The organism is Paenibacillus agri (assembly GCF_013359945.1).
Lineage (GTDB): Bacteria > Bacillota > Bacilli > Paenibacillales > Paenibacillaceae > Paenibacillus_AQ > Paenibacillus_AQ agri.
In genome coordinates this window covers 24,102-50,077 of the sequence record NZ_JABWCS010000200.1, presented here as the reverse complement: position 1 = coordinate 50,077, position 25,976 = coordinate 24,102, and the positions used below count along the sequence as shown (strand labels likewise).

Annotated in this window: 24 protein-coding genes; 11 read left to right on the top strand and 13 right to left on the bottom strand. The window is 51.3% G+C overall.

Annotation, left to right across the window (positions count from 1 at the left end; translation table 11 throughout):
* Positions 1 to 28: 28 nt before the first annotated feature.
* From HPT30_RS08320 to HPT30_RS08310, 3 genes are read right to left on the bottom strand one after another with little or no spacing between them, the layout of a single operon-like run.
* Positions 29 to 946, bottom strand: coding sequence for an ABC transporter permease (locus HPT30_RS08320; protein WP_175370940.1), 918 nt, complete (start codon positions 944 to 946; stop codon positions 29 to 31).
* Positions 947 to 973: 27 nt separating this feature from the next.
* Positions 974 to 1,984 (bottom strand): ABC transporter permease, encoded by a 1,011-nt coding sequence (locus HPT30_RS08315; protein ID WP_175370939.1) that lies wholly within the window; start codon positions 1,982 to 1,984, stop codon positions 974 to 976.
* Positions 1,985 to 2,037: 53 nt separating this feature from the next.
* On the bottom strand, positions 2,038 to 3,474 hold the full coding sequence (locus HPT30_RS08310) for an amidase (protein ID WP_175370938.1): 1,437 nt from the start codon (positions 3,472 to 3,474) through the stop codon (positions 2,038 to 2,040).
* 304 nt (positions 3,475 to 3,778) lie between these two features.
* Here HPT30_RS08310 and HPT30_RS08305 point away from each other — a divergent pair, with 304 nt between their 5' ends.
* Complete coding sequence (locus HPT30_RS08305) at positions 3,779 to 4,765, top strand: LysR family transcriptional regulator (protein ID WP_175370937.1); 987 nt, start codon at positions 3,779 to 3,781, stop codon at positions 4,763 to 4,765.
* Positions 4,766 to 4,850: 85 nt separating this feature from the next.
* On the opposite strand, the gene HPT30_RS08300 is transcribed toward HPT30_RS08305, so the two are convergent.
* Entirely contained in the window at positions 4,851 to 5,561 is a 711-nt protein-coding gene (locus HPT30_RS08300) for a maleate cis-trans isomerase family protein (protein ID WP_175370936.1), read from the bottom strand.
* A gap of 393 nt (positions 5,562 to 5,954) precedes the next feature.
* Here HPT30_RS08300 and HPT30_RS08295 point away from each other — a divergent pair, with 393 nt between their 5' ends.
* From HPT30_RS08295 to nagA, 9 genes are all read left to right on the top strand, one after another.
* A complete protein-coding gene (locus HPT30_RS08295) occupies positions 5,955 to 6,140 on the top strand; it encodes a hypothetical protein (RefSeq protein WP_175370935.1) in 186 nt (61 codons plus the stop codon).
* A 235-nt stretch (positions 6,141 to 6,375) separates the two neighbouring features.
* Positions 6,376 to 6,600 carry a helix-turn-helix domain-containing protein gene (locus HPT30_RS08290; protein ID WP_019908812.1) on the top strand — a complete coding sequence of 75 codons (225 nt, stop codon included), beginning with the start codon at positions 6,376 to 6,378 and terminating at the stop codon, positions 6,598 to 6,600.
* 281 nt (positions 6,601 to 6,881) lie between these two features.
* The gene (locus HPT30_RS08285) at positions 6,882 to 7,862 is read left to right on the top strand and encodes a LacI family DNA-binding transcriptional regulator (RefSeq protein WP_175370934.1); all 981 of its coding nucleotides are present in this window, start codon (positions 6,882 to 6,884) and stop codon (positions 7,860 to 7,862) included.
* 220 nt (positions 7,863 to 8,082) lie between these two features.
* Positions 8,083 to 8,982 (top strand): iron uptake system protein EfeO, encoded by a 900-nt coding sequence (gene efeO / locus HPT30_RS08280; RefSeq protein ID WP_175370933.1) that lies wholly within the window; start codon positions 8,083 to 8,085, stop codon positions 8,980 to 8,982.
* Between the two features lie 5 nt (positions 8,983 to 8,987).
* Positions 8,988 to 10,307, top strand: coding sequence for an iron uptake transporter deferrochelatase/peroxidase subunit (gene efeB / locus HPT30_RS08275; protein ID WP_175370932.1), 1,320 nt, complete (start codon positions 8,988 to 8,990; stop codon positions 10,305 to 10,307).
* 188 nt (positions 10,308 to 10,495) lie between these two features.
* The gene (locus HPT30_RS08270; RefSeq protein ID WP_175370931.1) at positions 10,496 to 12,307 is read left to right on the top strand and encodes an FTR1 family iron permease; all 1,812 of its coding nucleotides are present in this window, start codon (positions 10,496 to 10,498) and stop codon (positions 12,305 to 12,307) included.
* 206 nt (positions 12,308 to 12,513) lie between these two features.
* Complete coding sequence (locus tag HPT30_RS08265) at positions 12,514 to 13,392, top strand: MurR/RpiR family transcriptional regulator (protein ID WP_175370930.1); 879 nt, start codon at positions 12,514 to 12,516, stop codon at positions 13,390 to 13,392.
* Complete coding sequence (gene nagB / locus HPT30_RS08260; protein ID WP_175370929.1) at positions 13,392 to 14,120, top strand: glucosamine-6-phosphate deaminase; 729 nt, start codon at positions 13,392 to 13,394, stop codon at positions 14,118 to 14,120. Before HPT30_RS08265 ends, nagB begins: the two co-directional genes overlap by 1 nt.
* Positions 14,108 to 15,298: an N-acetylglucosamine-6-phosphate deacetylase gene (gene nagA, locus HPT30_RS08255; RefSeq protein ID WP_175370928.1), complete on the top strand. Its 1,191-nt coding sequence runs from the start codon at positions 14,108 to 14,110 to the stop codon at positions 15,296 to 15,298. Before nagB ends, nagA begins: the two co-directional genes overlap by 13 nt.
* Positions 15,299 to 15,413: 115 nt before the next feature.
* Here nagA and HPT30_RS08250 read toward each other — a convergent pair whose 3' ends face one another.
* A complete protein-coding gene (locus HPT30_RS08250) occupies positions 15,414 to 16,421 on the bottom strand; it encodes a YhcN/YlaJ family sporulation lipoprotein (RefSeq protein WP_175370927.1) in 1,008 nt (335 codons plus the stop codon).
* A 210-nt stretch (positions 16,422 to 16,631) separates the two neighbouring features.
* Between HPT30_RS08250 and HPT30_RS08245 the strand changes: the two genes are divergently transcribed.
* Positions 16,632 to 17,702 carry a glycosyltransferase gene (locus HPT30_RS08245; protein ID WP_175370926.1) on the top strand — a complete coding sequence of 357 codons (1,071 nt, stop codon included), beginning with the start codon at positions 16,632 to 16,634 and terminating at the stop codon, positions 17,700 to 17,702.
* Between the two features lie 111 nt (positions 17,703 to 17,813).
* Here the strand turns inward: HPT30_RS08245 and HPT30_RS08240 are convergent, their stop codons facing one another.
* The 8 genes from HPT30_RS08240 to HPT30_RS08205 all read right to left on the bottom strand — a co-directional run bounded on the left by HPT30_RS08240 (position 17,814) and on the right by HPT30_RS08205 (position 25,934).
* Positions 17,814 to 18,851, bottom strand: coding sequence for a glycosyltransferase family 4 protein (locus HPT30_RS08240; RefSeq protein WP_175370925.1), 1,038 nt, complete (start codon positions 18,849 to 18,851; stop codon positions 17,814 to 17,816).
* Positions 18,848 to 19,570: a glycosyltransferase family 2 protein gene (locus HPT30_RS08235; protein WP_175370924.1), complete on the bottom strand. Its 723-nt coding sequence runs from the start codon at positions 19,568 to 19,570 to the stop codon at positions 18,848 to 18,850. Before HPT30_RS08235 ends, HPT30_RS08240 begins: the two co-directional genes overlap by 4 nt.
* Before the next feature lie 145 nt (positions 19,571 to 19,715).
* On the bottom strand, positions 19,716 to 20,435 hold the full coding sequence (locus tag HPT30_RS08230) for a glycosyltransferase (RefSeq protein ID WP_175370923.1): 720 nt from the start codon (positions 20,433 to 20,435) through the stop codon (positions 19,716 to 19,718).
* Complete coding sequence (locus HPT30_RS08225) at positions 20,432 to 21,454, bottom strand: NAD-dependent epimerase/dehydratase family protein (protein WP_312876318.1); 1,023 nt, start codon at positions 21,452 to 21,454, stop codon at positions 20,432 to 20,434. The genes HPT30_RS08230 and HPT30_RS08225 overlap by 4 nt, the downstream gene beginning before the upstream one ends.
* Entirely contained in the window at positions 21,424 to 22,263 is an 840-nt protein-coding gene (locus HPT30_RS08220) for a dTDP-4-dehydrorhamnose reductase family protein (protein ID WP_175370922.1), read from the bottom strand. The genes HPT30_RS08225 and HPT30_RS08220 overlap by 31 nt, the downstream gene beginning before the upstream one ends.
* Complete coding sequence (locus HPT30_RS08215; RefSeq protein ID WP_175370921.1) at positions 22,260 to 23,246, bottom strand: polysaccharide biosynthesis protein; 987 nt, start codon at positions 23,244 to 23,246, stop codon at positions 22,260 to 22,262. The genes HPT30_RS08220 and HPT30_RS08215 overlap by 4 nt, the downstream gene beginning before the upstream one ends.
* Positions 23,236 to 24,330 (bottom strand): non-hydrolyzing UDP-N-acetylglucosamine 2-epimerase, encoded by a 1,095-nt coding sequence (wecB, locus tag HPT30_RS08210; protein WP_175370920.1) that lies wholly within the window; start codon positions 24,328 to 24,330, stop codon positions 23,236 to 23,238. Before wecB ends, HPT30_RS08215 begins: the two co-directional genes overlap by 11 nt.
* A gap of 92 nt (positions 24,331 to 24,422) precedes the next feature.
* Complete coding sequence (locus tag HPT30_RS08205; RefSeq protein WP_175370919.1) at positions 24,423 to 25,934, bottom strand: glycosyltransferase family 4 protein; 1,512 nt, start codon at positions 25,932 to 25,934, stop codon at positions 24,423 to 24,425.
* Positions 25,935 to 25,976: the final 42 nt, after the last annotated feature.

The window sequence follows — 25,976 nt, the reverse complement described above, 5'->3', positions numbered from 1 at the left end:
TCTTCTCTCCTTATCCATTGTCAGATTTCTAATCGTTCTTCTTGTTGCCGCTACTGGATCTAAGCCGGGGATCAAGCACATCCCGCAAGCCGTCTCCAATTAAATTGAATCCCAAAATGGAGGTTGCAATGGCCAGTCCCGGGAATGAAACAATCCACCATTCCCCTGAGACAATGTACTGACGGCCTTCAGCTATCATGGCCCCCCACTCCGCAATAGGCGGTTTCACGCCTAGTCCGAGGAAGTTCAAGCTGGAAGAGATAAGAATTGCAAAACCAATGCCCAGCGTGGCTCTTACGATTAGCGGAGCGAGCGCATTGGGAAGAATATGGCGAAACAAAATAACCGAATTTTTCAAACCGATGGCCCGCCCCGCTTCAACGAACTCCTTTTCCCGCAGAAGCATGGTTTGCCCGTACATCAGACGGACATATTCAGGAATACCAACGACGCTTACCGCGATCATTGCGCTGGTTAAGCCCGGACCAATCGAGGCAGCAATCGCCATAGCAAGCACCAATGCGGGGAACGCCAAGAACATATCCATCACACGCATGATGATGCTGCCGAGAACACCGCCGTAGTAGCCTGCAATAGCACCGAGAATGGTGCCCACGCAGAAGGAGATCGCTACAGCTGCCACCCCGGACCAGATGGTATACTTGGCCCCGTATGCAATACGAGTAAATATATCCCGTCCGAAATTGTCCGTCCCGAACCAGTGGGATACACTCGGAGGCGTAAGTTTATTGGCCACATCCGGTTCGATAGGAGAATAGGGGGATAGTAGCGGCGCCAGCAGAGCCAGGGCAATCCAAACGATAATGAGCAACAGTCCGATCATTGACAGGCGATTGCTTGTAAGCAACCGGATGATGCCCACCGACTTGCGTTCCTGTTCACTGGATGACTGGGAAACCAGGGCAGTTGCTGCTATCTTCTCCATAAGTTCATCTCCTTGTCCCGAAGATCGTCAATCATAGCGGACACGCGGATCAATCAATCCGTAAATCACGTCTACCGCCAAATTGGTAAAGCTGATTATCAAGGCACTCATTAAGGTGAATGCCTGTATCGGTGCATAGTCCGTCGCAAGTATGGATTCGGTAATATAACTGCCCACGCCCGGCCAGGAGAAAATCGTCTCTGTCACCACAGCACCGCCAAGTAATAGACCAAACTGCACTCCGATAACGGTCAGCGTTGGAAGCAACGCATTAACAAGCGCATGCTTCATCACAACACTGCGTTCATAAATCCCTTTTGCTCTGGCTGTGCGGATGAAATCTTGGCTGATCACCTCCAGCATGCTCGACCGGACCATACGTGAGATAATGGCCATCATTCCGGTACTTAGCACAATTGCAGGCAACAGCAGATGAGCCAATGCTTGCTCCAATACCGGTATGTTCCATGTCAACAGACTGTCGATAACATACAAACCGGTCAAATGAGTCGGTGGACTGACACTGTCTCCTAATCTCCCCAGGGGTGCAGGGGACCAGTTTAACTTGGAGTAAAACACATAAATCAGAATCAGAGCCAGCCAAAAGGACGGAACACAAGAACCGATAAGAGAGAACACCCGGGAGATATGATCGACGATTGATTCTTTCTTAGTTGCGGCAATAATTCCGACCGGGAGTGCAACAGCCAGCGCAATGATGAAGCTGGCCAGCGTCAGTTCAATGGTAGCCGGCAGGCGCGTATAAAAGTCGGAAAAGACGCTGTGGCCCGTATGCCAGGCAAAACCGAAGTCCCCGTGAAACAGTCGAATAACATAATGAAAAAATTGTTGATACAAGGGCTCATTCAAACCCATATCGCCGCGGAGCTTCTTCAAAACCTCTTCGGGAGCTTCTGTACCCGCAATCATCAAAGCAGGGTCCCCCGGCAGTATTCTGGTGAGAAAAAACGTGATGAAAACTATCCCGATAAGAACAGGAATCATATAAAACAATCTGCGCAGGATATAGAGAGCCATCTACGCACCCTCCTTTTGCATATTCAGACATTTTATTTCTAACGATATCTTGTTTATCTGTCGTAACGTTCAATCAGTGCATTCAGTTGAGGCAACCATGGACGAGCCTCTTCAAATGCGCTGGAAGCGCGGAGGACGATATCATCTGCCAGATGCCCGCCGATCAATTGCAAGCCGACCGGAAGTCCGGTATCCGTCCAGCCGGCAGGAAGTGAAGCTGCCGGGAAGCCGGTAATATTAGCCAGACAATTAAAGGAAGACCAGTGATTGTCCGGTACACTTTTACCGTCGATTTCTGTCGGGCCGTAAGTGCCGACCTTGAATGCAGGGGCAAACAGCGCGGGAACAATAAACAAATCATAATTTTCCATAAATCTTCTCATTGTAATGTTAATGGCTTGTCTATCCATCGCCGCTGAGGTCAACTGCTCATCAGTCCACACCCGGTTGATGGTGTTCACGAAATTAGGGTCCATGTACTCCCCATACTCTTTCGCCATTTTTCGCAGCCCGGCGAAGTCAGTATCTCTGGCGATCAATCCGGCGAAGATTTGAGATGGATTAGAAATGCCGGGATGTACCTCTTCAACATGACAGCCCAGATCTTCAAATACTTTCACCGCCTCTAAGGTAATTCGCCGCACCTCCGGATCAACGGTCGCATAACCGGCATCCACACTCCAGGCGATTCGAAGGTTCTTGATGTCTTTATTCTGTATGATCTTCAGAAAGTCGAGCTTACCCGGAAGACTGTGTCTGTCCATGTGACTCGGTCCACTCATGATGCTAAGCATCAGTGCGCTATCTTCCACCGTACGCGTTAAGGGTCCGATAACTTCGAGCGTTTCCCAACTGCTTCCTCCCGGGAATTTCGGATCACGGCAGCCTGGATATAAGGGTACTCGGCCAAAGGACGGCTTGAATCCATAAACACCAGTCAAACTTGCAGGATTACGGATAGAACCGCCGCCGTCACTGCCGACCGTGAGTGAACCCATGCCCGTCACGACTGCAACAGCAGAACCACCGCTGGAACCACCCGGGGTTAAATCCGTATTCCAAGGATTGCGGATATTTCCAAAAACCTTATTAATGCCCCGATAACCAAACTCTGGTACATTCGTCTTCCCAATGATAATGCCCCCGGCCTTATTCAGACGCTCTATGCTAATGTCATCTTCATCCGGAACATAATTCTCAAAGGCTTTCGAACCAAAAGCAGTGCGAATCCCTTTCGTCAGCACCAAGTCTTTGGCATGGAAGGGAACGCCGTGAAGCGGTCCAACCTCTTCTCCGTTCATAATTTGTTCTTCTGCTTGTTTCGCAGCCGCCATAGCACGATCTTCCTCCAACTGGCAAAAGGCGTTCAGTACCGGATTTAATCTATGAATTCTGTCAAATACCTGCTCTACAATTTCAACCGGCGACACTTCGCGTTCACGTATTAATTTCGCTTGTTCCGCTCCAGTCAACGCATATAACCTCTTCATCTCTATAAATCTCCTCCCCACAACCTCATGTCAGCTTTGAAGTTTAATGACGTTAACAATGTTAAACTTCCTGACAAAACATTAGCATATCCATCAAGTGCTGAATAATAAAAAAATTAAATAACACCCTAAACACTAAAATTTCGCGAATTATTAGCATATCAAAATTAAAAGTGATATTATTTTTATATAAAATGTTAGAATATATAACATTAATAATAGCATCTCGTTAAACTTTCTCTATTGAATTTTAATGGAAACCGCATCAACATTAATGACATGGACTTATGGGGAGGGTGAACCTATGGACTTAACAGATCTGCATTCTTTGCTTACAATCGCCCGAGAAAAGAGTATATCGAAAGCCTCTAAGGTAATTCATATCTCTCAACCCGCGTTAACGATCAGAATAAAAAAACTGGAGCAGGAATTAGGGTTTGTCTTACTGGAGCGTACTCGGAGCGGGGTAAAATTGACCAAGCAAGGAGCATCAATTATTCATAACGCCACCAAAGCCATTCAGCAAATTAAGGCCATGTCCAAACTTCAAGATCATTCCAATTTGATCGATTTGATTAAATTGCTTCATCCGGAGCAAGATGACTTCAGCGATTCATTCAACGATAATAGCAGCAACATTAAGATTGGTGTTGCTACCCCGCTGGGATGGACCATGTTCAAGCCTATCATGAACCACTTGCGCAGCTTTGATCCGGACCTGAAGTATCATATGTTATCGGACTCCAACGAAGTCATTATCGAATTAATTCTTCTTGGAGATATTGATTTTGGGTTCGTCCCTTATTTCGAGGAGCTACCTGGAATCGAATCTATCTCCATTATGCAAGATGAGATGCTGCTCCTTGGCCCCAAAAACGAAAAACCGCTCTGTCTTCACAATCCCGAGAGCATGAATACCCTGCTGGAAAAGACGTTTTACCTCTTCTTCTCCAATCAACAGCTGCGGTCCTTAATTAATGAAACCATGCTTAAGCTGATGGGAAATATCCCTAAGGATATTTGCAATATTAACGAGACAGGCATCATTCTGAAAATGATTTCCGACGGACAGGGGTACACCATCTGTCCCAGTTCGTTCTTGTACGATACAATGGAATTTTTCCATAGTCTCTATGGAACCGGAGAGCTGCCCACTCTGCTGCAGCATGAAACGGTACCCTTCTCCGTCTACCGCCTAGGCGAGAATTATCCGTCCCGGACGATCCGGATGATCTTTCCATCAGATTCCCCCTATTCTCAATTCATTCAACAACTATCCAACATCATCTAAATATGCGTTATTAAAAAACGGGTCCGAGAAGGGCGCACCCCATTCTGGGGCGCCCTTCTCGGACCCGAAATTTGTTATTCCTGTGTTACTCTAAAATTCGTCCCCATCCCGAAATTCCTGCATTGTTGGCCCCTATTAATCGGAGAGTCTTCCATAAAGTTACCGCCGCGGTATCGAACACAGGAACCCCATATTCTTCTTCCAGCGGGGTTGCCAGGTGGGCAGCACGCATATTTGTCCCTGACAGGATAATCGCATCCGTTCCAGGAATGAACGACTCTTTTACCGCCTCTATAATTTGTTTATCCGTAATCTCGCTGCTCATTTTGTTCAGCTTAATGTTAAAATTGCGGTAACCTGTACACTCAAATCCCTGATTTTTATACTGTTCGATCACTTGCTTCGTCACCTCGTCAACCAAGGGTGTAACTAAACAGTAGGTTTTGATTTTATAAAGACGCATAGCTTCAAGCAGGGCTAGTATTGAAGTTGTGGCAGGTTTGGCGGTCCGTCTGGTAATCGCGTCACATAATGCCTGATCCGATTCTTCGCCCAGCCATCCCCCGGAAGTAGCATTGTAAGCAATAACATCTACGTCAGCATCCATCAGCAAAGATGCAGCCTCCAACAATGTATCTGTATCGGATTCCCCACGCTTGTTGTCACCAATTATGATCTTAGTGAGCTTAAAACGGGTAAAATGGACAGAAACCTCGCTTAAGGAAGCCGCCATAGCTGCGGTTACAGGCTCAACAGCCGTGTTCGATGACGGCGTCAGCATTCCAATCTTTTTCATGATAGACCTCCTTTTGTTAATATACTTAAATAGTAGCATGATCCCAGAACAACCCGTCATTGTAATTATAAATATAACTCGAGCGCCTGAAGCGGTCAGCAGGACAGCCGGAAGCTTATGCCCACTAATTGGGATTTACCGTAAAATACAGGGGCTCAATAGACAATGTTATATTATCCGATTATCCATTCTGACTTACACAAAAAGTGTCTCTTTGTAGGAGACACTTTTCTTCTCATCGAACACAAACCCATATTAATTATAATTTCTCCATTTAATATTGTGTCTATCCAGTGGACATCGCACTTTATTGCATCATTCTATGCTATAATGAAAGCGTAAACATAATATACAAAGTACCGTTGAGCTCATCGCCTAAGGAGGATGATGGATATGCTGACAGGTCTGAAGGAACTTAAAAAATGGGTGTTTGAATTTTGGCAACCGGGGATGCCTTCGGGGGGAGAAGACTACCAGAGCATCGAGTTTACAACGAGTCGCCAAATGCACAATCCACAATCGCCAAGTCCGCTCACTTACGAAGAAGAAGCGCGGATCAAGACTATAAAGTTTCATTAAATCCTTATCTTCAGAGCCGTTCGAACCGGAAGTCATTTCCGATTTGGCGGCTCTTTATTTCGTCGTTTGTTTTTGTATGCGTGCATGTCTTGGTACCAAATGGTTTGCTGTATCCGCTACCGCCTATTTTAGAGCGGGTACGTCACCATTAACATCTCCCATACATAGTATGGTTTTGACTGTATCCCTTTACCTTGTTATACCAAACAAACCCGAGCAAGGAGGGGTGACACCATTGAAAGGGAACGAACATCATAGCAAATTTCTTTTAACGCATCGCGAGCGCGAAGTTTTTGAACTTCTTGTTCAGGATAAAACTACGCGCGACATCGCTGGCCTGTTGTTTATCAGCGAAAAAACCGTCAGAAATCACATCTCAAACGTCATGCAAAAATTAAACGTAAAAGGCCGTTCGCAAGCGGTTGTCGAGCTGATTAAGCTTGGGGAGCTGAAAATATAGCTACCGTGCTGTCGAATGTGACGCGTTTAAGCCTTCTTTCACCCATCAGGTGAGAGAAGGTTTTTTGTTGTGCTTTATGCTAAACAAAAAAACAGCAACATTAACCTTACCGGTTCGTCACGCCCTTGCGGTCACGCCGATTTAGTCCGGTAATGCTGTTGCATCCTCAGTGTAAAATATGAAATGGATACCAGAGCAAGCCTTTTATTTTCGGGGAGTAAAAATCATGTGGTAGAATAAGAGCATCACTACAATATCCACTTCAGGAGGCTTTCTTGCGGATGGCCAATATTAAAGAAATCGCCCGAATTTCCGGAGTGTCTGTAACCACCGTCTCGCGTGTGCTTAACAATCATCCTTATGTCAGCGACGACAAACGGAATGCGGTCCTGAATACCATAGAACAGTTAAATTATCGCCGGAATATGAACGCTGTGCATCTGATCACCGGACGTACTAAATCAGTCGCAGTAATCATGCCGCTAATCCGTATCTATTATTTCTCCATCATTATGGAGGGACTAGCCCAGGAAGCATTGCTGGCTCAATACAGACTGGTCCTGTGCCAAACTAACTACCGTCCTGAAGAAGAACTCAAGGTGCTGGAAATGCTGCGCAACAAGGAAATCGATGGTGTGGTTATTGTATCCACCTCCCTGAAGCCTGAGGTTATCGAGGAATATACAGCATATGGACCTATCGTCACTTGCCAGAACAGCGGGGAAAGCCGCTTCTCCTCTGTCTATATCGAACATTACGCCGCCTTCCGCCATGGTCTGCAATACTTGGCCGATAAAGGCTACCGTTCCATTGGCTATTGTGACGGAAGAAAACATGGCTCCTCCTCCTCCATCCGTCAGTCTGCGTTCCGGGACTTTCACCGGGAGAGCGGACTTCCGCTGCATGAAGAATGGATGATATTTGATTGCCTGAACGAAGAGCATGGTGCAGCGTTACTGCATCGTCTGAGCGCGATGGAAGAACGGCCAGAGGCTATCATCGTCGCCGGGGATCATGTCGCAGCCGCCCTGATGATTGAAGCCGGAAAACAGGGCATCCGGATTCCTGAAGATCTCGCCGTGATCGGGTTTGATAACCAGCCCATCGGCAAGCTGCTGGGGTTGACCACAATTGATAACAAGCTGTTCGAGATGGGCGCGGCTGCTTTTCAGACGATCCATGAGCAGATCCATGGGGATGGCGGAAGCCAGCCCGTCCATCGCAAGCTGGACTATGAACTGATAGAGCGCTCCTCTGTGTGAGGGAGTACTAATCGGCGCAATCAAGGGATAACTGGAGGGATTTCCCTGTTCAAAATGAAAGGCGGGCACCTGTTGGTGTCCGCCTTATTTAGGCTGTAATGCTAAACAATGAGAAATATCACATTTTATATTGACAGCCCAAGTACACAGACTTATGATTGTTCCAGCATTATTGATAACGATTATCATTCACACACACATATATAAAGGAGTGGCTCATTTGAAATTTAGTTATGCTGTACCGGCAAGCCTGCTTGCGGCTTCTATTCTGTTCACCGGCTGCGCAAGTAATAATACCAATGGAAACACGGCCCAATCCACAAATGGAGCGGGTACCAACACGGCAACCAATGCTCCTGCAGCGACTGCTGATGCCGCTAAAACGGCTGAGGCTGCAGACTTTACATCAGCCATCGAACAATACCGCACGTTTGTTATCGAGCAATGTGATCTGTTCGTCAAAGAAACGGAGAAGTTCACGGGCGCCGTGAAGGCAGGTCAGATTGAAGAGGCCAAAAAGCTGTATGCTCCGACCCGGATGTATTATGAGCGGATTGAGCCTATTGCTGAAGCGCTCGGTGATTTGGATCCTCATATTGACGCCCGTGAGAATGATGTCGATCCTGCGGAATGGCGCGGCTTCCACAAGCTGGAGAAGGCTCTTTGGGAAGATAAAACCACAGCTGGATCCGAGGAGACCGCAGACCAACTACTCAAGGATGCACAGCTGCTGCGGGCAAAAGTGGAGACGGTAGAGATTGATGCCAATCTGCTCGTTACCGGAGCCGTTGAACTGCTGAATGAAGTTTCCTCCTCCAAAGTTACCGGTGAGGAAGAACGCTATTCCCACACTGACTTGTACGATTTTGTCGCCAACGTAGAGGGCGCACAGAAAATATATGAGCTGCTCAAACCGGAGCTGGCCAAAAAAGATGCCGCGCTTGAGCAAACGATCGGTGAAAGATTTGCAGCGCTGCAAGCAGAGCTGGCACCGTTCAAATCCGGTGACGGCTATGTCTCCTATCAACAACTGAAGGAAGATGAAGTCCGCAAATTAAGCCAGAACCTCGATGCGCTAGCAGAGCCACTATCTAACATGGGGACTATTCTGGGAGTGTGATCATCATGAACAAACACGATAAGGATAAGCAACCTACTCCAACAACAAATTCAGAGCCCAGCCAGAAACTGCTGGATACAAAAGTAAGCCGCCGCGATATGCTGCGGCTTACTGGCGCCACCGGGCTAGGCCTTCTGCTGGGCGGCGGGGCCATGGGGAGTCTGCTTTCGAGGGGAGGAACAGCTGCCAAGGCACCGGTCGCTCCTGTGCAGGCTGATTCCTCCATCCCTTTCTATGCCAACCACCAGGCTGGCATTCTTACACCTGCACAAAACTTCCTGTACTTCGCAGCTTTCGACTTGACGACAACCAAACTATCCGATGTGAAGAAGCTGTTACAGGAATGGACCACCGCTGCGGCTGCACTAACCACAGGACGTTTGGTCGGCAATACCAATGACAGCCCTAATTTGCCACCTTCCGATACCGGAGAGGCAGATGGTTTAACCCCTTCCCGCTGCACACTCACCTTTGGCGTGGGCCCGTCCTTCTTCGACGAGCGCTTCGGGTTGGCCGGGCAACGGCCTTCCTCGCTCGCCGATCTCCCGCCATTTGTCGGCGACAATCTCGATCCCGCCTGGTGCGGCGGGGATCTCTGCGTGCAGGCCTGCGCGGATGACTTGCAGGTGGCGTTTCACGCCATCCGCAATCTGGCGCGGATTGCCCGCGGGACTGCCGTGCTGCGCTGGACCCAGGAAGGGTTCCAGCGGACGGGCGAGGCCGATCCCAAGAATGGAACACCGCGCAATCTGCTCGGCTTCAAGGACGGCACCGGGAATCCCGATGTTACCGATGAAGCCGAGATGAACAAGATCGTCTGGCAGGGTAGCGGCGACGGGCCTGCCTGGATGAACGGCGGCACCTATATGGCGGTTCGCCGGGTCCGGTTCCGCATCGAAGTATGGGATCGTTCATCCCTGAGCGACCAGGAGGCGACCTTCGGGCGGCATCGCCAAAGCGGCGCTCCTATTGGCGCCCGGGACGAGTTCGACAAGCTTGATCTAAAGGCAGCAGATGCGTCCGGCAAACCGCTGATACCAGCGGATTCCCATTCCGCCCTGGCTCATGGCGACGGCACAGTCAAAATGCTGCGCCGTTCCTACTCCTATTCCGGCGGACTAAATGCCAAGACCGGCCAGCTTGATGCCGGTCTGTTATTCATCAGCTTCCAGCGGGATCTCGTCAAACAGTTCGTGACGATTCAGCAGCGCCTGTCACGCAATGACCGCCTGAATGAATATATGGTTCATGTCGGCAGCGCGGTCTTTGCCTGCTTCCCTGGCGTCCGCGAAGGCGGCTTTATCGGAGACACACTGCTCGGCTGACCTGAGAGTTACTAAAAAGGGGATTACTTAAAACTCGGAAGCTACGAAGCCCGACTACACAAGCACATTAGGGATAGTTCCATTAAAATAAGTAAACTGCATTTGCAGCGATATTTGAGCCTATATTAAATGCCCTCTATACTTGCCTTCTATTCATATGCCTTCTTACTTGAAAGGGGATTATCCCGATGTTCTCTCTTGTTCATCATCCCTGGCGGGCGCTTAAGGCAACCGCCATGCTGGTCTTGATCTGTATGCTGCTGATCCTCCCGGCAGCAGCAGGCTTCGCGGCGGAAGGCAGCGCCCGGCACGATGAGCTGCTGCCGCCTGTCGGCAGCGCGCTCGTCGAAGCCGGGCAGAGCCGCTGGAGCGACGCTGCCACCGATGTGGAGACGTTCGCGGCGCTGTGGCGCACCGCGAACGCAGGCACGCCGGACCCGGCACTCGCCGGTCCGGCTGCTGCTGTAGACGCCGCGCTGACGGAAGCGGCGTCCACGCTTAAGGCGGGCGGCGGTGAGCCCGCCAAGCGCGCACTGTCCACGCTCGCCAGAGCCGTGGACGCGTATGTGACCGCCGCGGGTGATAGCGGCGGTGATTCCGCTGCCGCCGGGCGAAGCGCGGCGGAGAAGCTGCTGCCCGCGGCGAAGACTGCGCGGGATGCGGCGCAGAGCGCCGACTGGGTCGCCGCGGAGAAGGCGTACAGCGCTCTAACAAGCGGCTGGAAGCCGGTGGAGCGCGCCATCCGCAAGGATAATCCTGCCGTCTACGGCATGCTGGAGACGAAGATGAGCCTGCTGCGGATCGCGCTGCAGGCAGAGCCCCGCCGTGAAGAATCAGCCCGCAGCGAAGCCAAGGCGCTGTATCAGCTGCTTGCTGATTACGGTCAGGGCAAAGCCGTTGCTGCGCCGAACACTGCTGGCGAAGATACTTCCATTGAAGGGCTGATTGCCTATCTCAAGCAGGCCTCGGCCGCAGCTACCGATGGAGATAGTGCCAAGGCCGCAGCGATCATGGAACAGTTCATTACTGTCTGGCCGATGGCCGAAGGTCAGGTGCAGATTGCTTCTCCTAAGGTCTACGCCAGTATCGAAAATGAAAGTGCCGCTGTAACGGGATATCTCCTCTCCAATCCGCCAAAGCTGGAACGGGCACTCTCCACGCTGGACCAGATGACAGCTGAGTTGACCCCGCTTGCAGGAGAAGCACACTACACGGCCTGGGATGCGGCTCTGATTCTGCTTCGTGAAGGACTGGAAGCCATTCTCGTACTATCCGCTCTGCTCGCTTATGTGAAGCGGGGCAATCAACAAGGCGCCCAAAAATGGATCTGGTCCGGCGCCGTGGCCGGTCTTGCCGGAAGTGCTATCTTGGCGGTTCTGCTCTACTATGCCATTTCTAAAGCGGCAGCCGGGAGCACACGTGAAATGATCGAGGGCGTGACCGGTCTTGCAGCTGTAGTCATGATGCTGACCATCGGACGATGGCTGCACAGCAAGTCAAACACGGCCTCCTGGAATAACTATGTAGGCAGACAGGTGGATGGAGCGCTGGCTAAAGGCAACCTGTGGTCACTGTTCTTAGTCTCGTTACTGGCCATTCTTCGGGAGGGTGCAGAGACAACGATCTTTTATGTAGGGATGGCCCCTGCGATCAAGACCTCCTCACTACTGATCGGGATCGGCAGCGCACTGCTAATTCTGATCATTCTGGGTTATGCCATCATTGCTCTCAGTGCAAAACTTCCCATCGGAGCCTTTTTCAAAACGGCTACCGTGCTTATTTATTATCTGGTGTTCCGCTTTCTTGGAGAAAGCATTCATTCTCTTCAGGTGGCCGGAAAGATTCCCTCGCATGTGCAGGAAGGTTTTCCGTCAGTTGGATGGCTGGGCTTGTACCCGACGTGGGAAACACTGCTACCCCAGTTGATCGTGCTGCTGTTCATCCTGTGGGAAATGTTGCGCCGCAGACCTGGCAAAACCTCGTCTCATACCGCAGCTTAATCGCCCGAACACATCTAATAGTACTCTCAGAAACCCGTATCGCAATGGTTGCGAGCGGGTTTTTTGTCATTTCCACACTTTATTCATAAAGATGCCCTTGCAACGCTCATCGTTTTGTTTTATCCTAATTATGAAAATAATTTTCTATATATATTAACTAATTGTAAAAATAATTTTAAAACAGATTTTACGAATGGAGGTGGGTCATGTCCCCAATTCTTCATGCTCTGGAGCATGAGATGACCAAGCTGTCGCAAATGGAACGCAAGCTCGCAGAACGGATTCTTGCTTCTCCCGCCGAGATTGTCCATATGGGCATTACAGAACTGGCTGAACAATGTGGCGTCAGCCCGGCAACAGTTACCCGTTTCTGCAAGGTATTTCATTTCAAGGGCTTTCCGGACTTTAAAGTAAATCTGGCTGCAGAAATTGCTGGCAGCGATCAGGGGCAACAGGAAGGCGGCTCTTCCTATCAGGATATTGTCGCTGGCAATCCGCTCTCCACCATTGTTGAAGCGATGCAGAACAATCATCTCGCTTCGATCCGGGATACCACTTCGCTGCTTAATATAGAGCGGCTGGAGGCTGCTGTAGATCTGCTGTGCCGCGCCCGCCGTGTTGATCTGTATGGGATGGCTACTTCCTCCATCGTGGCACAAGACTTCTATCAGAAGCTCATTCGCATCGGTGTGAACTGCACAGCCTTCGCAGACTCCCATATGCAGATTACTTCTGCCTCCTCGCTGGGCGAGGGAGATGTGGCTTTTGCGGTCTCGTACTCCGGGGAAACCCCCGAAACGATTGACGCCTTGAACTGTGCCGGTGCAGGTGGAGCTAGTACTATCGCCCTAACTTCTTACGGCAGCAGCACACTAGCCTCATTGGCCGATATCCCGCTTTTCTCTTCCTCACTGGAGAAGGGGATGCGACGGGGCGATATGGCTTCTCGCATTGCACAGCTGCATATCATCGATATTTTATTCACCGGAATGGTCAGTACGCGATTTACAGATTATATTCCCAAGCTGGAGCAATCTTATGTGAATGTCCAACATTACCGTCATAAACGAGGAGGTCAATCCTGATGAATATTTTAAAATTTCAAAGTGAAGAGGATTTCGCACAAACCGGTGCCAATCTGATTGCAAGTCTGCTGCAAAGCAACCCTAAAGCCGTACTCGGCCTGGCTACCGGAAGTTCGCCAGTAGGCGTTTATGCCCGGCTCGTAGACATGCACAAAAAAGGCCTGGTGAGCTTCACCAAGGCGTCGTCTTACAATCTTGACGAATACGTAGGCTTGCCTGCAGGTCATCCGCAGAGCTACCGCAGCTTCATGAATGAACACCTGTTCAATCATATTGATATTGATCTGTCCCGGACACATGTACCGGATGGCAATGCTTCCGATCTTAGCGCAGAATGCGCTGCCTATGACCGGATGCTGGAAGAGAATGGTCCGGTGGATCTGCAGATTCTCGGCATTGGAAGCAACGGTCACATCGGCTTCAACGAACCGGATGCCAGCCTGAGCAGCGGCACCCATGTGGTGGATCTGCTGGAAGGTACACGGGAAGCCAATGCCCGCTTCTTCGATAACCTGGAGGATGTGCCTCGTCAGGCGGTCACAATGGGAATTGGCGGTATTCTGAAAGCCAAGCAAATTGTCCTCTTAGTCCGCGGCGAGGAGAAAGCCGAGGCGATCCGCGATGCGATTGAAGGCCCTATCACGACCCAGTGTCCGGCCTCCTTGCTGCAAAGTCACCCGAACGTAGTCGTGCTGCTGGATGAAGGTGCAGGAAAATGGCTGAAATAACGGCAACAAACGGCGAATTATTGTATGGTAAAGTGCTGACTCCGAACGGTCTGATTCCACAAGGCGTGCTTGCGATCTCTGGAGAGCGAATTCTCTATGCCGGTGAAGCCCATGACCTGCCAACAGCCTATGCCAACTGGGAAGCAAGTCACCATGACAATGAATTGTTGCTCCCAGGCTTTGTGGACGTTCACGTTCATGGCGGAGCAGGATATGATTTTATGTATAGCGATGAAGCTTCCATCGACGCCATTACGAAGTTCCACAGTACACAGGGAACAACAACCATGCTGGCTACCACGATGACGGCTGCCAAAGCTGATATTGACCGTGTTCTGGAAGAAGTACATGCTTACCGTTCCAAAGAAATGCCTTATGCGCAGTTGGCCGGAGTGCATCTGGAAGGTCCGTTCATCAGCCACAAATGGATGGGGGCCCAAAATCCGGAGCATATTGCCCCGGCTAACATTGACTGGTTGGAAGACTGGGAACACGCCTATCCCGGGATGATTCGCCAGGTCACACTGGCACCCGAGCGTGAAGGTGCGCTGGAAGCGATTCGTTGGCTCCGCAAACATGAGATCACGGCCGCTCTCGGTCATACCGATGCAACCTATGAAGAAGTTATTGCTGCTGCGGACGCCGGATTAAATCATGCTGTGCATACGTTCAATGCGATGACCCCGCTTCATCACCGCAAGCCGGGAACGGTGGGAGCCGTATTATCCGATGCACGCATACGCGGAGAGATTATTGCCGACGGGATTCACGTCCATCCTGCCATGGTGACACTACTATCCCGGTTAAAGAATGACGGTAATCTCTTGCTGATCACAGATGCCATGTCGGCGACCGGACTTAGTGACGGGGAATATAAAATTGGTGATTTGCCCGTCATTGTTAAAGATGGCATCGCCACTCTCCGTGATAATCCAGCCGCTCTAGCTGGAAGCACGCTCACAATGATTCGCGGTTTCCAATTTCTGATTCAGCAAGCTGGAATGAGTCTGGAGGAAGCCTCCCGTGCAGCCAGCTTGACGCCGGCCGTATCGCTGGGTCTCGAACAAAGAATCGGCTCGCTCGAAGCCGGCAAGCAAGCGGATATTCTGTTGCTTGACGACAAGCTTCAACTACAAGAAGTATGGATTCGCGGCCGCAAACAGCAGCGGCAAAGTTAAATGACAAAAAGCAGCAGTCCGGAACGCATCGGCGAACAGGACTGCTGCTTTTTAATGCCGATCAGGTAAAAAATGACGATTAATCCGGGAGTTCTCCAGACATACTAACCATGAGTTAGTAACTACGAGTCGGGAAAATGCGCTCTACCATCTTACGGAATTCATCCGCAAAGCCCTTCAGGGGATGTCCTGCGCGTGCTTCTTCAGCGTATACGTTAAAGCGTTCTACGAAATCCGGATTGGCGGATACATATACGGCATCAATATTCGGTGAGGTCTTTTTGATTTCGGCAGCAATCTTATCCTTGATCGCCTGAGTCACATTATCTTCTTCAAGCTTGGTGTTTCGGGCTGGTGTTGTTGTGTTCGTAGTGCCAAGGCCAGTTATTCCACGATCATTATAAGACCCTGTACCTGTGCTTTGCATTCCATAACCACGATTAGTGTTTACTCCTACACCTACACCCGCACCAGTTCCACCAACGCCGGCCATATTGCGTCCTGTGCCAAGCGCACCATTACCGGTACCCGTTGTTCCATGACCCGGGTTGTAGGTTCCTTTTGCACCAAGCCCTGGACTGTAGGCACTCCCACCTAGACCAGTTCCGCTGGAACCGTACATGCCACCGTCAGTAGAGCCATTCGTTCTGCCATTCCCCAGTCCATGTGGTGTGGATGAAGATCGCGTCCCGTAATGACCTGTTCTGCTGGAACCATACATGCCACCATCAGTAGAGCCATTCGTTCTGCCATTCCCTAGTCCATGAGTTGTAGAGCGTGTCCCGTAACGCCCTGTTCCCAAGGCATTCGGCTGGGTAGTCGAACGGTCAAGGGTTACAGCAACATACGCAGACCTGCCAGCAAGCAAAACATTGGCAGAGCGAACTTCCGGCAAGGAAGCTACACGGTCAGCCAGCTTCTGACTCATTTCTAATTTGTCGTAGTTGCGGATTTGGTTCCCTCCGCGCACCGAATTTACGGACAGCCTGCCATCATGTGTTCCCCGGACACTTTTCGTATGAACCGCGTTTCCTGCTGTGTTGTTGGCACCACACCCGGTAAGGCTGACCATACCGAGCAGCAATGCGGCGGAAACAGACATGCTGATTTTGGATCGCAACATGAATTCATCCTCCATCTCTAAATGTAATGGGTGTCCAATGTAACAATCGTTAGGATGGCTTGAATTCGGTCAGGCTATGCTGAAAGGATTTGGTACTACAGGCTTTCACCGTCACCCGCTGGGGAACAGCCGCGTATCTTATAAACAGTAGCTTATCTTTTCGAGAAGGGTCCGATGATACCGTTACAAAATAGTCAGGAGGGGTGAGCGTTGAAGGTTTTATTTACGTTTTATGTACCCAGCGGAGGGGTCGAAACACTGAACAAGCTGAGATGCGAGAGCTTGCAGCGGAGCGGAATTGAATGCCATCTGCTGTATCTCATGCCGGGATCAGGCGAGGATAACGGAGCAGCCTTTCCGACGTTTATCGGTTCCACGGATGAAGAAATCACCAAAGTTATCAGGTCCAATTATTATGATGCTATTATCGTAACATCAGACTTTGCCCTCTTGGAACGACTCCGCATGCTCGGTTATAGAGGAATCCTCATCTATGAGGCCCAGGGATTAGGAAAAAGACATGAAGCAGAGGAATTGATTAAAGTCGCTGTCCCCTTTCTACAGTCCTTCTGTAATGCGATCCTGATTCCACCCACAGATCATTTAATGGAGCTGTTCATGCAAATCTGCCCATGGATGCAGCGCTTTGTCATTCCTAACCTTGTCGATGTAAACACCTTTAAGCATATTCCGAATGATCCGCCAGCCGACCCGGTCATTGCCTGGGTCGGCCGGCTGGAGAGCAACAAAAATTGGCGCGAGTATCTGGAGATCGCCTATCAGCTCCGGAGCCATAAGCCGAATTTGCATCTCTGGATGTTCCATGATCCCGCCTTGGCCGGAGTGGGAGAGCAAGAAAAATTTGACGTGATGCTTCAGCTACTGGGATTGCAAGACCGGCTTAGTGTATTTACCAACATCCCCAACGGGATCATGCCGGTATACTATTCCTCCATTGTTAATTCCGGAGGCTTCCTCTTGTCCACTTCCGTTACCGAAGGTTTCGGGTATGCCGTTGCGGAAGCCGTCTGCTGTACCTGCCCTGTGCTCAGTACAGATTCTGACGGTGTCCGTTCCTTTATCGTGCATAACCGGACCGGAAAGTTCTATCCGCTGGGTGATGTCGACACCGCGGTCACCGAAGCGCTAGAGCTGATGGATAACAACAAGCTGCGAAGCCGCATCCGCAAACAGGGCAGAGACCATATGGTCGCCAGCTTCGGTTCGGGACAATACAGCCAGTCCTTTCGCGAGATGCTGAACTTCTTCTCCATTTTTTAAATCCTCAAAATCGCGTCCAATACTCTATATCCAACTTAAAGAACCCTCACTCCACAGACGTGGGATTGAAGGTTCTTTTTTGTATGCCTATGGCCAAGAATTGACTTTTCGTTATTGTGACACAATCTCAAGCAGCTCACGCTGTAATATTTCAGCACTATGCTGCCAGGTAAAACGCTGCGAATCCTGTTCCCCTTTAAGGGCGAGCCTATTACGCAATTCCGGTTCCTCAATCAGTCTCAGCACATCCTCAGCCAGCTTGTTTTCATAACGGTAGGACATCAGGCAGTTCTCGCCAGGGCTGCAATATTCCATATTCCCGCCCGCATAGGTGGTTACAAGCGCCGCACCGCACCGCATTGCTTCTAGTCCGGGCAGAGAGCCGGCATCATGCGTGCTCGCACTGACGAAAATGTCGCTCTCATTATAATGGTAGCAGAGCTCCGCATCATTGGCGGGTGTCCGAATATGGTAGCCCGGATCATGCAGGAATTCTTGCAGCATCGCTGACTCGGCAAATTCACGCGGCGGGATAATCAGGTAAATATCCACCTCGGGGTGGCACTCCTTCACCCTGTTCAACTGCCGGATCAGATAAGCCTGCTCACGGTGGTCGGAGAACCCCCCTTCAGGCTTGCGCAAGATCGTCGAAACAATGAGCCGTCTGCCTCCCTGACTGCGGAGTTTCATATTATAGAAGTCGGGATTCACACCAATGGGCACAATCCTGCCCTTGATGCCATGAACCAGTTGTACCAAGCTTTGCTGCCAATGGGACAGGACGAAAAGGTTGCGCGTCACGTTGTAGGAGGCGAAGGACACGTTATTATCCGGCAAAAAAGTTGGTTCATAGCAGAGCGTCAGCCGGGTGTGGATCCCTTTGCCCGCTTCGCTGGCCTGCTGCGACACTGCTACGGTGCTGTAATAGTTAGAGACAATGACGTCACTGAAGGGGAAATCAGCAGCGCTGATGCCCACCGGACCCGAGGAATGAATGATTTTGCATATCATAGGGTATTCCACAATCCCGTTTCGGGGCATAAGGACGGTCACATCATGACCCAATCCGGCCAGACGGTTAGCGAGTTCAGCCAACATCCGTTGTGCCCCGCCCTTGGACAAAGTCAGAATTGGAAACGTCAGCTTCATTTACTGTCCTCCTTCCGCAGCAAACGCAGAATCTGCATACGATACTTGGCCTGTAGCCGTTTGATTTCCCGACGTTGCGCCTCACTATGAATCACAGAGCCCATGGCCTCATGAACCCTGTAATCAAGTAGCGGTTCTTTAATGAAAGACCATTCATAATAGGGCAGCAACCGGAGCCACAACTCATAGTCGTGGGTATACAAATATGCCTCATTAAACAGTCCCAGTTTACGAAAAATATCCATGTCCAGCAGTACGGTACTGCCGTTCACAGTGCATCCGGTCATCATCGTCTCCAGCAAATGCTTTCTGCTCGCAAATGGGAAATTTACTGCTTCGGTCAGCCTTTCCCCTCGTTCATTGATGCAATAATATGCCGTATGGTTAAAGGACAAACCGGAGCTTCGCAGCATTTCCAACTGTCTTTTGATTTTGTCAGGGTGAAATATATCATCAGCGCTGAGCCAGGCAAAATAGCCTCCGGTTGCCGCCTTAATACCCTGATTCAGGGCCGAAGCTGTGCCACCGTTCTCCTTACGGATATATAAAATACTATCCATATAAGGCGCAAGCTTCTCTACATGGACCGTAGAACCGTCGTCAACGACGATAATCTCAATATCGGTATAACTCTGAACCAGAACGCTCTCCAGCGCTTGATCCACATAAGGACAATTGTAAAAGGGAATGACTACCGAAACCCTGGATTTATTATTCATGTGCTCACCTCCCCCACCTTAAAAGTACGGCCTCCGTAGAATCTGTGCCGTCCCTTAAAGGCGACCCGCGCAGGCGGAGGACGCTGCACGGGTCACTTAGTCCTCCAGGAATCTCCCGATAATCAGCCCTGTCCTTCTCTTATAATTAGCCTCCCATAGAAGAGATCAGTTCACGAAGTGGAGCTTGATAGCGATTGGTGGTTACAGCCACTTCGGCCATAATGGCATCATAATGCTTCATCGTACCCATGCCTTCATGCTTGCGGTAAGCGGTCAGGGATTGATTCAGCAGCACCGGAGGATAGCCATTGAGTATTGCCCGGAACCACAGATCATAATCATGAGTGAAGGGCAACGATTCATCAAAGTAACCAATGGCTCCAAACAGCTCTCTCTTGATCATGATCGTACAGCCATTCACGGGATTGCCCTGAAGGAAGCAGCGGAGATAGGCAAGGTGGTCTGGAAATACCGCTGCCGCATCCTGCTTAATCAATTGAGATTGCCCGTTAATATAATTGAAATTGGTATAGGAGATCAGCAAGTTATTTTGTTCCATGTACAGAACCTGATTTCTGATTTTGTCATGATAGAACAGGTCATCTGAACTCAACCAGACGACATAATCACCCGTAGCTTGCCGAATACCGTGATTCAGAGCGGTGGCAGTTCCCCCGTTACTCTTCCCCAGATAGTGAATGTAGGGGAGATACGGAGTAATCCGCTCCTGATGGATCGTCGAACCATCGTCTACGAGAATGATTTCATAGGGCTGCCAGGATTGTGACAATGCGCTTTGCAGCGCCTGTTCAATATATGGACAATTGTAAAAAGGGATAATGACTGACACTTTCGGATTGTTCATACTAACCCTCCTTCCCCGTTGGTTCGATAATGGACCAGGATATCGGTGAGCGAGGTCTCCAGACCGATCTCCGGTTTCCAACCTAACGTGGCTACATTCACTTCTGGTGTGGCCTGGACATCAGGGACAACTGCCCCGGAATCCTCTCGTTGCGTCTGATTCAGCGCGTTCTGATCCTGTGCTTCACTGGCTTCTGGGCCCCAGTCCAACGGCACTGCTACTGCCGAGCGGCTGACCAGATGCTCCGCGACTTCGCCCAGGGAACGCTGCCTTCCGGAATCAATCTTATATACCGTTCCTGTCTCCCCTTTATTCAAAATCACACTGTAGGCCTTGACCGCATCACGTACATCCAGAAAGTCACGAAGGTCATACCGGGACGAAAGCTTGAACAGGGGCGGCTTCCCCCCTGCTTCCAGAGTGACAATATACCGGGTCAATAATGAGCAAAACCCGGTGGAGGGACCGGGGCCAATCAGATTACAGGGCTCAGCCATTAGCACCGGTTGCCGGAACAAGGTCCCCCAGGCCAGTGACGCCAGTTCCTCCAATGTTTTGCTGAGACTGTAAGGATGCGGCGGTCCGGCCAGCCCGCCTGCCTTAAACTTGAGGCGCGAGCCTGCCACCAGAACCCGACTTTGAGGCAGGCTCCGCAAGGCTTCCAAAAGGTAGAGAGTGGCCATTACATTACTTTCTATATATAACAGTGGATCACGCCAGGATTCCGGCACCGAATTTTTGCCCGCGAGATGTAAAACCTCATCCGGTACGACCATCTGGATCATTTCATTAACAGCTTTCCTGTCGCTCAAATCGCAGTAATGTACCTGAACGCCTTCCGGGAATATGGGGGCAGCTCCCCTGGAGCCCCCATCATTCCCCGGGTGTCGCAACACTGCCGTGACCTGCGCTCCCTCTGCCGCAAAGCTGCGAACCGCATGGCGTCCAGTAAATCCTCCTGCTCCGGTGATAAGCAATCTGCGCCTGTTCATAGGTTCGCTTCCGGTGGATTCATCCACTCCGCAAGCTCCGCCAGCATCACTGAATACGTGGGGAAATCCCAGCTGAAGTCAGGTCTTGTGCTTTGCAGTGTACGGTCCTGCACGTACATATCTTCAAGAACAATCTCTACATCCCGCTTGTCAAAAGCTTTACGAATCTGCTGCAGCAGCTGATATTTGCTTACCGGCTGGGGGTGGGCAAGATGGATAAGACCAGAAACGGTGGAATCCAGCAAAGAATCTATAGCTTTGGCCAGCTCTAGGGTAGTCACCCCGTTCCACATCACCCGGCTATAACCCGAGACCTGGCCCGTCTGAGCCAGGAACCACTCCAGTAATCCGATCCCGCCGGAGCGGATTTCTGGCCCGATAATAGACGTGCGAATGGTCAAATGCCCCGGTTCACGCACCTCACCAAGACTTTTGGTAATCGCATATACCGAAGTCCCGTCCGGAGTGTCGTCCTCGGCATAACCGCCGCGTGTTCCTTCGAACACGCAGTCGGTGCTGATATGAATCAGCCGCGCATGAACCTCATCCGCCACACGCCGCAGGCGGTGTGGAAGAAATCCGTTCACATGGTAAGCTCCGATTCTATCACGCTCTGCAAACTGGTTAAGCACCCCCATGGCATTGATAATACAATGAGGAGAGACGATATCGATCAGATTTTCTACCCCGGCGATATCGTCGGCATCCACATACAGCCCGCTGAGATCTTGTTTATCCCGGGTTGTATAGAACACGCTGTGCTTGCCCTGACGGCGAAAATAATTCACGAGCATATGCCCCGCCATACCGTTTCCACCGAGGATAAGCAGCTTCATTGGAGAAAACCTCCCCGGATCAATATGTCCTTGATCTCATCCTGGTCCATCAGATTGGTCTCGGAGCTGAAGCTGTTGAAGGAGACATGCGGGTAACGGCTGTAATGCTCTTTCAGTTCCGGCATATCCAGCGTTGGCAGAATCACCAGATACTGTTCGTCATAGACTACTGTTGTCATACTTTCAAAGTCACTCATGAGGATTTCATGGATCTTCTCACCAGGCCGGATGCCTGTTTCAACAATGCTGACATCCTCTTTCCCGGAGGCCTCAATCAGTACCTCAGCAAGATCGACGATCCGGCAGGTCGGCATAGTCATAACAAAGATTTCACCGCCGACACTGACTTCCGAAGCTTTGAACAGCAGTGTAATAGCATCGCGCAGAGTCAGGAAGAAACGCGTCATGCCCATATCTGTAATACGCACCTGTCCTTTATCCTTAATCTGCTTCATGAACAGATGCACAACACTGCCGTTCGTGCCAAGCACGTTGCCACCACGTACCGTTACAAACCGGGTGTTTGAACCAAGCAGGTTGGCATACACGATCAGCTTCTCCCCAATCGCTTTCGTCATTCCGTAGAAGTTGGACGGGTTGGCCGCTTTGTCAGTAGAAATATAGATGACTTTCTCCACACGGTTCGTAATCGCCGCCTCAATCACATTCTGTGTGCCGACTACATTGGTCTTCAAAGCTTCATAGGGCTGATCCTCACAGACCGGAACATGCTTCAGTGCTGCCAGGTGAAACACATAGTCGATCCCTCGGCATGCCGCGGTAAGGGCATCCTTATCGCGGATATCGCCAATAGTGAAGCTGAGACGATCATCCTCAAACTCGCGGCTCATCGCTACCTGGGCTGACTCGCTGCGGGAGAATACTATGATTTCGCGCGGATTTTGCGGCAACAGCTGCCGGATCAGTTCATGCCCCCAGGAACCGGTGCCGCCGGTGACCAGAATCCGTTTATTATTGAACATGCAGGTTCCCTCCAAGCAAAAATTTGACTACTTTAGCCGAGACATCCGGGGCTTTATAGCCTTCCGGTGCCTCCCATTCCCGGTGAAGCGAGGTCATCAGCTTGACGCAGCGCAGAATGCTGTCCCGATTCACACCGGACACCACATTGCTTCCGCAATCCACCGTCTCCGGGCGTTCAGTGGTTTTGCGAATGGTAACGGTCGGTACTCCCATCAGGCAGCATTCCTCCTGAACCGTGCCGCTATCGCTGATTGCACACAGCGCATGCCGCTCCAAATGAACAAAGTCAAAAAATCCGAAAGGCTCATGAAATTCAACCAGTGGGTGCATGGATAACGAGAGTTGCTCTGTAAGCCTAGAGCGTGTGCGGGGATGAATGCTGCAGATCAGGCGAATTCCAAAATGCTCGGCAACTTCATTCAGACCAGACATAATTTGTTCAAGCGAGTGGGGATCGTCAACATTCTCAGCCCGGTGAGCCGTGACCAGGAAATACTGACCAGGCGTAAGGCTTAAACGGTCTAGAATATCACTCCCGCCAATCTGGGCTTCATAATGTGTCATCACTTCATGGATCGGATTTCCAGTCAGCACGATCCGGTTCGTGGGGAAACCTTCACTGACAAGATGTCTTTTACTCTGTTGTGTATATGGCATATTAATGGTGGAAACCGCATCGATGACACGGCGGTTTTTCTCTTCGGGCACATTCAAATCGTAACAGCGGTTACCCGCCTCCATATGCACTACCGGAATTCCCATGCGCTCAGCCAGAATCGCACACAACGCGCTGTTGGTATCACCCAGCAGCAGAATACGGTCCGGCCGTTCCTTCCGCAGAATCGGCTCCAATCCGCCAAACATAGCGGCCATTTGTCCACCAAGCCCTGCCTGTTTATCCTGCAGCACATAATCCGGTGCCCGCAGGCCCAGTTCTGCAAAGAAGATGCCGCTGAGGCTAGAGGTAAAGTTCTGGCCGGTATGCACCAGTACATGCCGCTCCGCGTGCTCATCGAGCAGCGGAATGATTACGCTGAGACGGATAATTTCGGGCCGTGTGCCCAAGATCGTCATGACCTTCATGAGTTCACTCCCCTGCCTTGTATATAATTCCGTTCCGGCCGCCAAGGATCTGAAGCGGCCGGCCGGAGAGACCGCGCATCCTCTGGCGCGGCCTACGCCGCCTTGCGGCGGCCCTTGGTCCGGCGGACGCTGCTGCGGCGCTTGCCGCCGGAACGCTTGCCGCCGGACCGCTTCCGCCGGGCGGCGGGTTTTGACCGCCGCTTGCGGGACGCGCGGCGAATGGCGGACGGGCGCCCGCGCCGGCGCGCCCGGTCCTTGGCGCGGCGCAGACGGCCGCGCCGGATCTTGCTGCGCCGCAGGGACACGCGGCGCGAAGTTCCCTGCCGCGGCTCAGCTGCGGCAGGGGGCTCGCTTTCGCCCGGGACCGCAGGTCCGGGCGGAGGCGCCGCTGCCACGGGGATCGCAGCGGGCGGCGAACTGCAGTAGCGGAGGCTCCACCTCTCCGCGAGTCCATGCAGGCGCATGCGATACGCCGCCGGGCCGTAAGCGGCCTCGGCCAGCTCGCGCGCCCTGCCTCCTATGGCGGCGGCATGACCAGGCTCCGCCAACAGCGCTTTTACCGCATCTGCCAGTGCCACGGTATTCTCAACCGGGACCAGAAAATCACCACAGCCCCCAGTTTGCAGAATCTCCTGCAGTCCTCCTGAAGCATAGGCTACGACGGGTTTACCGAAGGACATTCCCTCCAGGGCTGTCATCCCGAAACCCTCCCGGATGAGGCTGGGTACAACAAGTACATCCATCGCACAATAAGCTGCCGGCAGGCAATTCTCGTAGCCAACAAATTGGAAGCGGGAGTGGAGGCCCTCCATTTTCACCTTACGGACACAGCGGTCATAGAAGCTCTTATCCCCCGGTGTCCCGATGACGAGAAACTTGGCATCCCGATGTGCGGCTGCTACGATTACCGCCATATCTACGAAATGTTCCAGTCCCTTTTCCTTATTAATGAAGGAAGATATATAACCGACCAGCTTCTGGTGCGGCTGCACCTTCAGCTCCAGTCTCCGTTCGCTCCGCAGCTTGCTCCAGGATGCTACCATCATCTCTTCATCATTCCATGACGGGGGAAGCAGCGTGACCTTGTCGACCATCATCTCGTGCGGAAAACAGGCTGCCGCCGTATGCGAGATAGCCAGGATCTCGTCACTGTTGCGGTGTATCAGATCGACACTGATTCCTGTATATTCATTGTCCGTTATGGCCTCCGAGATTTTCCATACTACGGGAATGCCTAGCGACTTGGCGGCCATGGCCGGGAGTACATGCACACAGGTGCTGGTGATGATAAAAGCCGGACGCAGAACGACCAGCCAGTCGGTTAGCTCCCGATATTCTCTGCTCTCCTGCAGCTGACGGGCATCGGCTGGAAGGCCTGCATACGGAGTGTACATTCCATACAAAAGAGGGATCGGCATAAGCTGTACATTCAGCCCAAAGCTCCGAGCCTGCCTGGTCAGCTTCCCTTCATGCGGCGCAACCAGGATGCATTCAAAAAAACGGGACAGCTCACGGCCGAAGAAGAGCAGCAGCTTCTCCGCACCGGTAATGCTTCGTGTATTGGAGACATGAGAAAAGAGGACGATTGTAGCTTTGTCGGCCATGGCGTCTTGGCGCTCCTTTACCTTAGGCTGGGAGCGGCCATT